The 12,041-nt window shown below is 60.7% G+C and carries 9 protein-coding genes; 4 read left to right on the plus strand and 5 right to left on the minus strand.

From position 1 onward, the window contains the following. Window positions 1-169: 169 nt before the first annotated feature. From MLC59_RS00175 to MLC59_RS00185, 3 genes are all read right to left on the minus strand, one after another. Complete coding sequence (locus MLC59_RS00175) at window positions 170-793, minus strand: MarC family protein (RefSeq protein WP_248229965.1); 624 nt, start codon at window positions 791-793, stop codon at window positions 170-172. 71 nt (window positions 794-864) lie between these two features. Beyond that, a complete protein-coding gene (locus MLC59_RS00180; RefSeq protein WP_248229966.1) occupies window positions 865-3,639 on the minus strand; it encodes a mechanosensitive ion channel domain-containing protein in 2,775 nt (924 codons plus the stop codon). A gap of 86 nt (window positions 3,640-3,725) precedes the next feature. Next, entirely contained in the window at window positions 3,726-4,829 is a 1,104-nt protein-coding gene (locus tag MLC59_RS00185; protein ID WP_248229967.1) for an enoyl-CoA hydratase/isomerase family protein, read from the minus strand. 197 nt (window positions 4,830-5,026) lie between these two features. Between MLC59_RS00185 and MLC59_RS00190 the strand changes: the two genes are divergently transcribed. After that, window positions 5,027-5,362, plus strand: a complete 336-nt coding sequence (locus tag MLC59_RS00190; RefSeq protein WP_248229968.1) for a c-type cytochrome — start codon at window positions 5,027-5,029, stop codon at window positions 5,360-5,362. A gap of 128 nt (window positions 5,363-5,490) precedes the next feature. Here the strand turns inward: MLC59_RS00190 and ppnN are convergent, their stop codons facing one another. Next, the gene (ppnN, locus tag MLC59_RS00195) at window positions 5,491-6,876 is read right to left on the minus strand and encodes a nucleotide 5'-monophosphate nucleosidase PpnN (protein ID WP_282450785.1); all 1,386 of its coding nucleotides are present in this window, start codon (window positions 6,874-6,876) and stop codon (window positions 5,491-5,493) included. Between the two features lie 141 nt (window positions 6,877-7,017). On the opposite strand from ppnN, the gene thiI reads away from it, so the two are divergent. Then, window positions 7,018-8,469 carry a tRNA uracil 4-sulfurtransferase ThiI gene (gene thiI, locus MLC59_RS00200; RefSeq protein ID WP_248229969.1) on the plus strand — a complete coding sequence of 484 codons (1,452 nt, stop codon included), beginning with the start codon at window positions 7,018-7,020 and terminating at the stop codon, window positions 8,467-8,469. Window positions 8,470-8,518: 49 nt separating this feature from the next. Next, a complete protein-coding gene (locus MLC59_RS00205; protein WP_248229970.1) occupies window positions 8,519-9,262 on the plus strand; it encodes a YdcF family protein in 744 nt (247 codons plus the stop codon). Window positions 9,263-9,277: 15 nt separating this feature from the next. Here MLC59_RS00205 and MLC59_RS00210 read toward each other — a convergent pair whose 3' ends face one another. After that, on the minus strand, window positions 9,278-10,294 hold the full coding sequence (locus tag MLC59_RS00210) for a histone deacetylase family protein (protein WP_248229971.1): 1,017 nt from the start codon (window positions 10,292-10,294) through the stop codon (window positions 9,278-9,280). A 247-nt stretch (window positions 10,295-10,541) separates the two neighbouring features. Between MLC59_RS00210 and MLC59_RS00215 the strand changes: the two genes are divergently transcribed. Continuing rightward, the gene (locus tag MLC59_RS00215; RefSeq protein ID WP_248229973.1) at window positions 10,542-11,993 is read left to right on the plus strand and encodes an NAD-dependent succinate-semialdehyde dehydrogenase; all 1,452 of its coding nucleotides are present in this window, start codon (window positions 10,542-10,544) and stop codon (window positions 11,991-11,993) included. Window positions 11,994-12,041 lie beyond the last annotated feature (48 nt).

Genomic DNA, 12,041 nt, shown 5'->3' on the forward strand with positions numbered 1-12,041 from the left:
CTGCCATGTAACATTCAGCGTCTGCAATTTGCTCTCTCAATCATACTGGATGAAATTGGTGTGATTAGCTTGTGGGGCTCAGGAGGAAAGACCTGACTCGAATGTTCGCTTTTGTTTAGTGTCGCGCGGGATGGTCGTGTAAACATCCCTGTTTCAGCTGCAAGGCTGATCAAAGTGACCCTACAAACCCTGCAACCCCAGTCATCACAATCTCCGCAGCCATAGCAGACAGTATCAGCCCACTGATCTTGGAGAGGATATTCAGTCCCGTCTTACCCAGCAGTTTCTCCAGGTGCCCCGACAGGTGCAGCAATACCGCCAGGATCAACAAACCCGAGAGCAGGCCAAGCAGGCCGCCGGCCACTTCCGGCACGGCTTTCAGTTCCGCGCCGTAGACCAGGATGGCGCCGATGGTGGCCGGGCCGATCATTACCGGGATGGCCAGTGGCACGACGGCCACATCGTCCCGCTCCTCTTCAGGCAGGCCGGTAGCGTGGTTCCGGGTGCCGCTGGTTACCAGGCTGATGGCGGTCAAAAACAGCAGGCTTCCCGCGCCGATACGGAAGGAGTTCAGTGTGATTCCGATGGCACTGAACAGCACCGGGCCGGCGAAGAACAGGACCAGGCCCAGAATCAGTGCGGAGATGGAGGCCCGCTTGATGATGGATGCCTTCTCTGCCGCTGGCAGTCCGCGGGTGAGCGCCAGGAACATGGACACCACAAAGAAGGGCGCCAGCAGGAACAGAAAGCGGATGGTGGAGCTGACGTAGGTGGAAAGGAACATCTCAAACATCGGATCGGCTTACCTCGGTTGGGAACCATTGGAGTATAGCCGCCCGGTGTTACACAACGTGGACGGCGCCATCAGGATGAACCCTCGGTCTTTGCGACCGGTTCACCCCGGGGCATGGGTGCGGTGCGGATATGGATGTCGCGCTGCGGATACGGGATTTCGACTTCCGCTTCCCGCAGGGAGCGCGTGATGGCGGAGTGGAGTTCGTGGGACAGGGGCATGAAGTCCAGCAGGTCACGGACGAACACGCGCACTTCGAAGTCGACGCTGCTCTCGCCCAGACCAACGCAGAAAACCGCCGGTGCCGGGTCGTCCACCACGCGCTCGTTGTTTTCAGCCACTGCCTGCAACAGGTCCCGAACCTTGTCCACATCGGAGCCATAGGCCACGCTCACCCGGATGATCACTCGGGTTATGGGGTCCGTCAGGGTCCAGTTGGTGAGGTCCTGGGTGACGAAGGTTTTGTTGGGGATGATCTGCTCCTTCCGGTCCCAGTCCACCAGCGTCGTGGCGCGGATGCGAATACGTGCGACGGTGCCGGTAATGCCGTTGATGGTGACCGTGTCCCCAACGCGGATGGGGCGCTCGAATAACAGAATGATACCTGACACGAAATTGGCAACGATTTCCTGCAGCCCGAAGCCGAGGCCTACACCCAGCGCTGCCACCAGCCATTGCAGCTTTGACCACTGCAACCCGATCACCGCCAGGGCCGCTACGATGCCGGCGAGGACGATAATGTAGGTGGCCAGGGTGGTAATGGCATAGCCGGCGCCGGGTTCCAGGTTCAGCCGGCTGAGCAGCATGACCTCCAGGGTGCCCGGAAGGTTGCGGGCCGCCAGCACCGTACCAATGCCGAACAGCAGCGCCAGCATCAGGTCGCCCAGGGTGATCGGCAGGGCTTCTTCGCCTTCCGCACCAGAGATCGACCAGAGGGTGATGCTGTCGAAGACCTGCAGCGCAGGAATAACATCGGACCAGAATACCCAGAGTACCGAGGCAGCGAGTACGTAGGCGACAATGCGCACCAGCGCCTTGCTCTGGTGGCTGATATCCTTGAGGTCCATCTCCGGCATGTCCAGCGCCACGGGCATCCCTTCACCGGAATTCTCGGCGGATTCCCGGGCTTCGGCCAGTTTGCGCTCAGCGGCACGCTGCTCCCTCAGTCGCTTGAGCGTCATCCGACGCTCCCGGACGGACAGGGCTCTCAGCGCCAGGTAATACATCATCATTACGGCTGCCAGCCAGCAACCGCTGAGGAACAACAGGCCTTCCAACTGGACGGCGGTATAGTGATAACCCCACAGGGACGCCATTGCCAGCAACAGTGGAATGGCCACGGTAACAACCCGGGCGCCGCGCAGAAAGCGATTGGATGGGTTGGCGATTAACACAGCGGACATGACCCGGTAGGCGAACCAGGCCAGCGCCCCGGAAGCAACCAGGAACAGAAAACGCCCCAGGCTGTTGCTGTAACCTGCCCCTTCCGGCGTCTCCATGGTGGGCAGGATTATGACGATGGGCGTCAGCACGGCCAGCAAAAGCGGCATTTGATGACGTATGGCTGCCAGGGTAGCGGTCTGCCAGTGGAAATGACGTTCACCCAATCCTTCCGGCCTGGCCACCGAGTGAAGTATGCGAAGCAGCAGGGTCACGAAGGCGGCGCCGGTAAATCCCGAGGACAGTGCGGCGAACAGCGCGTTTCCCTCCTTGAGGATAAGTGCCACGGCCGACAGCGCCAGGACCCAGGGTAGCGCCAGCAAAAAACTCAGGCTTGCAGCAGACAGGGTCAGGGCTATGCGGTCCTTGCCTACGTTGCCGACATTTTCGCCAGTATTGATGACGGCGTTACGGAGGTGGCGTCGTCGCATGAACAATACCGCCAGGATGGTCAGAATGAGCAGTATCCGGATACCCCGCTCATCGAAGGATAAACTGACGGCCCTCTTCAGTTCTGACCACTGCAACTCTGACAGCAGCCAGTTGACACCCTGGTAAAGCTCGCCGGCCATGGCTGGTGATACCCGCTCTGCACTGGGCAGCCAGAACAGGCGCTGCTGTAGCAGTTCCTGGTAGGCGGAAAAACGGTCACGCAGCGCGACCACTGTGTTGTAGTAGTCGTTAAGTACAGCAATGTGGTCAGTAACCACGCCGTGCAGCTGGACGATGAGCTCAGTGCGTAGCTCTCTCAGGCGGCCGCGGTCGGTGTCTTCGGGAGCGCTGAGTGCCTCAAACTCCTCCAGCCGGAGCTGTTCCTCCCGCGCGGCGGACAGCTGGGTGCTGATGCCTTCGGTGAGGCCGTCGGCGATGGTCTGGCTCTGCAGTCGCTCCAGGCGTTGGCGAAGCAGCCGGGCGTAGTCCTTGGTGAGGTTGAGGCCGGCGGTTTCCAGCCGCAGTTCAAAGCTGCGGTATTCGTTGTCCAGTCGTTCCAGCAGGGACCGGGCCTGGAGCAGGCGGCGCTGGCTGGCCTCCAGGGCTGCCTGGCGTTCTGCCAGGGCTTCTCGCAAGGTTTCGATCTGCTGGCGGATATCGGCATGCTCCGCCGCTGGCAGCTCACTTTGCAGCGGTTGTTCCGGCTCTTCTTCCAGTACGGGTTGAACCGGCGTTGCTGAAGGCTCGGGTGGTGGCTCTTCCTCGGTTTCTTTAGCGGCTGTTTCTTCGGTTGTCCCTGATTCTCCGCGCTGTGAGGGCGCTTCCGGGGATTCTGCTCCCTGTTCCTCTTTCGTGCCCGGCAACAGGTCGGTCACGGCCGCTGCAGCCGATGTCGGCTGCGACAGCCAAAGCAGGGTGACCAGGGCGATCGCCAGGGCGTGCCGGGCTGAATGGACGGCGGTTCGTGTGAACATAGGTGGAGGAGCCTGTTCTTCCCTGTTTTCAGTAGTGTAACGGTTAACGCAGAACAACTGGATAACCTGGCCCCCAGAGGCCCCCCCTAGAGATCGGCGAGGGGATCTTCCGTTTCAGGCCAGGGAGGCGTGAAGTGGTCCTCCACATAGTCTTCCGGTACCTCGGCTAACGACCGGTAACGCCAGGCGGGCTGGTTGTCCCGGTCGATCAGGCGGGCGCGGATGCCTTCCCGAAGGTCGGGGTTCTCGCCACAGCGGGTCACCATGACCAGCTCCATCCGGAAAATATCCTTCAGCGACATCTGCAGGCCATGGGCCAGCTGGCGCTCCAGCAGGCACAGTGACACCGGGCACGCACTTCGCAAGCCATCAATGCATGCCCGCCACCAGGGGTCGTTGGTGGAGCTGTTCAGCAATCGCTCGACAACACGGGACAGTTCATCACGTCGGCACTGGCGGGCGATTTCCTGCTCGTGGGTGGCCAGCTCGCTGGTTGGCAAGGCCTCAGCCGGAGCCTCCTCCAGCTGGTTGAGCAACCGGAAAAGCCGGTTGTCGTCGGTAGCGATATCACCGGTCCAGTACTGATCGACGATGCGGTTGATCAGCTCGTCCTGCTGGCTGCGCTGGATCACCAGGTCGGCCAGGCCAATGCGCATAGCATCGGTGGCGTTCATCCGTGCCCCGGTAAGCCCCATGAACAGGCCAATACTGCCGGGCAACCGGTTCAGGAACCAGCTGGCGCCTACATCCGGAAACAGTCCGATTGTCACCTCGGGCATGGCCAGGGCGGCGTCCGGGGTCACCAGCCGGTAGCGGCTGGCCTGTAACAGCCCCATGCCGCCGCCCATGGTAATCCCGTGGGCCAGGGTGACCACCGGCTTGGGAAAAGTGTGCAGGGTGTAATCCACCCGGTACTCCCGGGCGAATACATTGGTAACGGTAGTCGCATCCGCACTCGCTTCCAGGGCATGGTACAGCTCACGGATATCACCGCCGGCGGAAAACCCCCGGTCGCCGTTGGCGGTAATCATTACCAGGCAGATGCTCTCATCTCCGGCCCAGGTATCCAGGCAGGCCTGCATCTGGTGGAACATATCGGACGACAGAGCATTCAGGGTATCCGGCGAGTCCAGGGTCATCAGGCCGAGCTTGCCACCACGGCAAGGGAGTTCGCGGGTCTCAATGCTCATAATATTTGGACGCTTCCCGTTAATTCGTCTAGGTTGGGTACAAGTACTTACTGTGCGGCTAACTGTATCAGAAATAAAGCGTACAAAGGTCGGAGGCGCGCTGCCTGGGGCAGGCTCTTGATCTAACTCATGTGCGGTGTCAGGAAGGCTGTGCTATAAAACGGACCAAAGGTTCCAAATAACTGATGGAGAGACCTATGAGCTTGAAAAAACTGGTAATGGCAGGCGCTGTAGTTGCCACTTTTGCGGTACCCGGCGTGGCAAGCGCTGCGGGTGACGCTGAAGCCGGCAAGGCTAAGGCAGCGGTCTGTGCCGCCTGTCACGGTCAGAACGGTATTGCCCAGATTCCCGGGTATCCGAACCTGGCAGGCCAGAACGAGGCCTATCTCGTATCCGCGCTGAAAGCGTACAAGAACAAGCAGCGCTCCGGTGGCCAGGCGCCTGTCATGCAGGGTCAGGCAACTGGCCTGAGCGATGAAGACATTGCCAACCTGGCAGCCTACTACGCCAGCCTGCCTGCGGGTGGCAAGTAAGGTGCAGTAGTGCGTGTGCAGTAGTGCATGACTGTGTCGGCCTCTTTGGCCCCGCAGTCCAGAACAAAACGGCCGGTTTTTACACCGGCCGTTTTGTTTGCGTGTCTTTCTGGTGGCTGTAAGGTTTCTCAGTAACCACCACTGACGATGCGGTAGCTGGGAATATACGCAGAGCTGCCTGGCAGTTTCATCCGGTTCTGGGCAACGAAGGCTGCCAGCATATCTTCCAGGGGATCCAGGAGAACCGGGTCGCCGGCAATCTCGAACGGCCCCTTCGCTTCCACCTGCTTTATCCCGTCCTGTTTCACGTTACCTGCCACAATGCCACTGAAGGCCTTGCGCAGATTGGCCGCAACCAGGTGTACCGGCTGGTCACGGTGCAGCTCCAGTGCGCGCATGCTTTCATGGGTGGGTTCAAAGGGTAGCTGAAACACCGGATCGATCTTCAGCATCCAGTTGAAATGGTAGGCGTCCTGCATGGCCCGCCGGAAAGTCTCTACCTCCGATATGCCCTTCTTCATGGTCTGCGCCACGCGAACCGGGTCATCAATGATGATTTCGTATTTCTCCGCTGCCTTTTCGCCCAGGGCGTTGCAGATGAACTTGTCGATCATCTCGAAATACTCGGCATTCTCCTGCAGGCCAGTGAACACCACCGGGAAGGGGATGTCGGCGTTGTCCGGATGTAACAGCAGCCCCAGCAGATAGAGGATCTCCTCGGCGGTGCCGACGCCGCCCGGGAACACGATGATGCCGTGGCCGGCGCGCACGAAGGCTTCCAGGCGCTTCTCGATATCCGGCATGATCACCAGTTCGTTTACGATGGGGTTGGGGGCTTCGGCGCCAATGATGCCCGGTTCGGTAATACCGATGTAACGGCCGTTCCTGACCCGCTGCTTGGCGTGGCCGATGGTGGCGCCTTTCATGGGGCCCTTCATGGCACCGGGCCCGCAACCGGTACAGATGCTCAGGCCACGCAGACCCAGCTGATGACCCACCTCCTTGCTGTAGGTGTACTCCTCGCGGCTGATGGAATGCCCGCCCCAGCACACCACCAGGTCCGGGGAACGACCGGCCTGCAGCGCCCTGGCGTTACGCAGGATGTGGAAAATCAGGTTGGTGAGATCCTCGGGGTTGTCTTTCCGGAAGCCCGCCACCGACGTGGGGATGGAGTTGGAATAGACAATATCCCGCAACACCGCAAACAGGTGCTCGCGGATGGCACGGAGCATTTCCCCGTCCACGAAGGCGCTGGCCGGGGCGTTGACCACCTCCAGCTTCAGTCCCCGGGGCTGGGGCACCAGGCGGATGTCGAAATCCGAGTAGGCCTCCATCAGGTCCTTGGTGTCGTCGGTTTCCGCGCCGGTATTGAGTACGGCCAGGGCACATTGCCGGAACAACTGGTACAGGCCGCCCTCGCTGCGGTCCTTGAGGCGGCTGACTTCGTGGTTCGACAGTATTTCAAGGCTGCCTTCGGGGGAGATGAGGGCGTTCACCGTGGGCTGTTTCTGCATGGATTACCTGGCTCCTGATGATTCGTTGTGCGCGTTTCCGGCGGGTTTCGGCAAGGCCGGATTTTGAGGCACTCCGGGAACCGGGTAAACTAACGCCTTTACTTCCTTTACGCCAGTCACCCGATAGTCGATTTGTCCCCCATGATGTTACTGATTCGCCCGGCTGCTGAAGTAGCCATCAAGAGTAAGCCGGTTCGTCGCCAGCAGATGCGCCAGCTCCGCCAGAATATCCGCAAGCTGCTGGTCCGCCTGGACCCGGAAATCGTGGTCGAAGGTTCCTGGGACCGGGTTGACGTGGAGGTACCCGAAGGCCAGGGCCTGCTCAGTCCGGTACTGGACGAGCTGAGCCGCATTCCCGGAATCTCCACCATCCAGGAAATCTCGGTCTACCCGCTGGTCAGCCTTGAGGATGTGGGGGAGAAAGCCCTGGCCGCCTACGGGAAACGCCTGGCGGGGAAAACCTTTGCGGTAAGGGCCCGGCGCTCCGGACAGCACGACTTCACCTCCAGCGAACTGGAGCGTCAGGTCGGTGGCTTCCTGCTGGCCAGCACCGAGGCGGCCGGCGTAAAGCTCAAGGCGCCGGATGTGGAGGTCCGGATTGATGTGCGGGATGACAGTTTCCATATCTCCCACCGCAAGCACGAAGGCCTGGGCGGCTATCCCATGGGGACTGTTGAGAATGTAATGACGCTGGTGTCCGGCGGTTATGACTCCTCCGTGGCAGCTTACCTGATGATGCGGCGGGGCCTTCGCAGCCATTTCCTGTTTTTCAACCTTGGCGGCCAGGCCCATGAGGTGGGCGTTAAGCAGGTGGCCAGCTACCTGTGGAACCGTTACGCCTCAAGCCACTCCGTCAAGTTCATCTCCGTACCCTTTGAAGGCGTAGTGGCAGAGATCATGCGCTCGGTGAACCACCGTCACTGGGGCGTGGTGCTCAAGCGGCAGATGCTCAAGGCCGCCGATAAAGTGGCTGAGGAAATCAAGGTAGAAGGCCTGGTAATGGGCGATGCCGTAGCCCAGGTATCCAGCCAGACCCTGACCAACCTGAACGTGGTGGATCGGGCCAGCAACATGGTGGTGCTTCGCCCGCTGATCGCCATGGACAAGCAGCAGATTATCCGCATTGCCCATGAGATCGGTACCGACTCCTACGCCCGGAACATGCCCGAATACTGTGGCGTGATCTCCCAGAAGCCCGCCACCCGGGCGAAACTGGACAGGGTGGAATACGACGAATCCCGGATGGACCCGGCGGTCCTGGAGCAGGCGGTCGCCGACCGTACCGAGACTGCGATGGGGCGTATGATGATTCCGGAAACCACCCTGGACGATGTTGAACTGGTGAACATCCCGGCGGTGGACGATGTCATCATCGACGTGCGCCATCCGGACGAGGAACAGCGCGCACCGCTGACCCTGACCAACAACCAGGTGATCAATATCCCGTTCTATGAGCTGAACCAGCAGGTTGAACAGCTCGACAGCCACCGTCAGTACCTGCTTTACTGCGACAAGGGCACCATGAGCCGGGTCCATGCCGGGCACCTGAAGGCTGAGGGCCATGACAATATCAAGGTCTATGCACCGGGCTGAACGCCCGGGTCCCTGATTGTGACCTCTCGCGCCTGAACGGATCCCAGCCATGCTGACCTTTATCAAATTCGCCGTACTCCCGCCGTTCGCCAATATCCTTGTGGCGCTGGCAGGGCTGGTGATGATCCGGCGCTGGCCCCGCACCGGGTGGTCGCTGATCGCGTTCAGTACACTGTGTCTCTACCTGCTATCGATCCCGTCAACCATGCCATTGCTCAGCATTGGCCTGGAGGATCATGGGGTTCCCACCATGGAGGAAGCATCCCGGGCCGAGGTCATCGTTGTGCTTGGGGGAGGGCGGGAGACGGATGCGCCCCAATGGAAAGGAAGGGACACGGTTGCAGAGGCGCCACTGGCACGGCTGGCGGAGGCAGCGCGTTGGCACCGGCGTACGGGCCTGCCGTTGCTGCTGACCGGCGGGCGCAACGGCATGGACGATGCAGAATCGGAAGCCCAGCTGATGGCGCGGATGCTGGAAGAAGCTTTCGGTATCCAGGCCCGCTGGCTGGAACACGAGAGCCGGGATACGCGGGAAAACGCTGAGTTCAGCGCCCGCATCCTGGATGCGGGCAGCATGGAAACCATTTTACTGGTAACCCACGCTGCCCATCTCACCCGGGCAATCCCCGAGTTCGAGAAGCGGGGGTTTGACGTCATCCCGGCGCCGATGGGCTTTGCCAGTTCGGGGTCCGGCGGCGAGCTCAGCCTGCTGCCGCGGGCGACCTACCTGGAGCAGAATACCCGGCTCGTTTACGAGCACATCGGGCGTCTCTACTACTGGCTGACCGAGTAAACCGGGCCTTCCGGCTCAGAGACCGCCGATACCCTTGAAGAACTGCTGCACGTTCTCGCTGAGGGATTCCAGGTCATAGCCCCCTTCCTGCACTACCAGGGTGGGCAGGTGCAACTGGCTCAGGTGCTTGCCCAGCTTTGAGAACCCTTCAGAACTGACCGAGACCTTGGCCTGTGGATCGTTCTTGTAGATATCGAAGCCCAGACAGAGCACCAGTACATCCGGGTCGTACAGGCGGATGTCGCGGATGGCCTTGTCCAGGGTATCGAAGAAGTACTGCTCACTGGAGCCGTGGGGCATCGGGTAGTTGATGTTATAGCCGTAGCCATCCCCCTCGCCACGCTCGTTCTCGAACCCGGTGACCACCGGATAGAAGTTGGTGGGGTCGCCATGGATCGATACGTAAAGCATGTCACTGCGGTCGTAGAAGATCTCCTGGATGCCCTGGCCGTGGTGCATATCGGTATCGAGGATGGCGATGCGGGCAAACCGGTCCTGCAGGTGCTGGGCGGCAATGGCCGCGTTGTTCAGGTAACAGAAACCACCGGCCGCATCACGACGGGCATGGTGGCCGGGCGGACGGCACACGGCGTAGGACACCCGCTCGCCGGCCTTGATCGCATCGGCGGCGCCAAGGGCTGTCTGGGCTGACCAGTAGGCGGCCTCCCAGGTCTTGGGGCCAATGGGCGAGCTGCCGTCGGCCTGGTAGCGGGCCGCTTCCGCCAGGATACCCTGCAGGTGGTTGGGCTCGCGCACAAAGATGTTTGAGATGACCTCGTCGCCCCAGTCGTCCTGTTCCATCCAGCGACGGTGGGCGGATTCCAGGAAGCGAAGATAGCCCAGGTCATGGATATCCGAGATCGGCCCGGCGCCCTGGTCGGCAGGCTGCAGTACTTCCACGCCCAGTTCCTTCAGGCCTTCCAGCATCTGACCGGTCCGGTCAGCCACCTCCTGGGGCTGGCGCATCTGCCCGCGGGTAAAATACGTCTTGGGGGCGTGCAGGTCCTGTGACGGGTGGAAATACGCTTTCATGTTACGGCCTCCTGATGAGTCATCGTTTTCGACCAGTATAGTCGGCGCTCACGGTGTTGCCCGCGCTGGCCGATTGCCTTTACAGACGTGACAAAGGCAGCCAATATGGTTGAAGAAATTATCAACCCTGCCCGGACTTCTGGGTGTCCGGAGACTTGATCAGTAGTCTCACTCCAGGACGTTCACGTCAATACCCGGACAGCTTCCAACAACTAAAAATGACTGTCTATCAGAACGAGGAGCCATAATGATCGAATCACCCCTGCTGAAAAACCTCAAAGGCTATATCGGTGGCCAATGGAAGGCGACCGGCGACAACACCTTCGATGTCTATAACCCGGCCACCGGTGAAGTACTCGCCAGCGTACCGTCCATGCCGGCCGAAGACGTCAAGGCCGCCATCGAAGCCGGCAAGTCTGCCCTGCGCCTGACCGAACCCTACGCCATCGAAACCCGCCGCCAGTGGCTGGAAGCGATCCGCGATGCCCTCAAGGCCAACAAGGAAGAAATTGGTCGTATCCTGTGCCTGGAACACGGCAAGCCCCTGAACGAGGCCCAGGGTGAGGTGGACTATGCTGCGGGGTTCTTCGACTACTTCTCCAAGACCATTGGCGAGCTCAACTCCCACACCCTGGAAGAAAAACCCCGGGACTGCACCTGGACCATCCACTACCGTCCGATTGGTGTGGTGGGCCTGATCACTCCGTGGAACTTCCCCATCGGCATGATCGCCAAGAAGCTTTCTGCTGCCATGGCCGCCGGCTGCCCGTCGGTGATCAAGCCGGCGAGTGAAACCCCGCTGACCATGATTGCGATGTTTACCGTTATTGAAGAAAACGTCGACCTGCCCGAAGGCATGATCAACCTGGTGATGGGCAAGGCCAGCGTTATTGGCAAGGAGCTGTGCGAAAACCCGGACGTACCCATGCTCAGCTTCACCGGCTCCACCGAAGTAGGTCGTACGCTGATCAAGGACACCGTGGAGCACGTCAAGAAGCTCGCCCTTGAGCTGGGCGGCAACGCGCCGTACATCATCTTTGACGACGCCGACCTCGACAAGGCTGCCGATAACCTCATCGCCAACAAATTCCGCGGCGGCGGCCAGACCTGTGTCTGTTCCAACCGGGTCTTTGTCCATGAGAGCGTCATGGAACAGTTTGCGAGCAAACTGTCTGAGCGGGTCAACAAGATGACCGTAGGCGACGGCATTAACGGCGACGTAGATATCGGTCCCCTGATCAACAAGGCCGGCTTCAACAAGGTCAAACATCACCTGGAAGACGCCCTTCAGAACGGCGCCAGTCTCGTAGCCGGTGCGAAGCCGGAAGACCTCCCGAAAGACAAGCTGTTCTTCCCGCCCACCGTCGTCTCCGGCGTCAAGCGCGACATGGCCTGCTTCCGCGAGGAAACCTTCGGCCCACTGGTGCCCATGGTCTCCTTCAGCACCGAAGACGAAGCCATCGAAATGGGCAACGACACCGAATTCGGCCTGGCCTCCTACGTCTTCACCGCTGACGAAGACCGCGCCCAGCGCGTGGCCGGCGGCCTGCGCTTCGGCCACGTCGGCTGGAATACCGGCACCGGCCCCACACCGGAAGCTCCCTTCGGCGGCATGAAAGCCTCCGGCATCGGCCGCGAAGGCGGTATCGAAGGTCTGTTTGAGTTCGTCGAGCCCCAGTCGGTTCCGCGCGGATTCTGATCAGGCGTTGAAAGAGCGCCTCGGGTACGAGGCGCTCTTTCAACCTCT

The sequence above is a fragment of the Marinobacter bryozoorum genome, from assembly GCF_023156245.1.
Taxonomy (GTDB): domain Bacteria; phylum Pseudomonadota; class Gammaproteobacteria; order Pseudomonadales; family Oleiphilaceae; genus Marinobacter; species Marinobacter bryozoorum.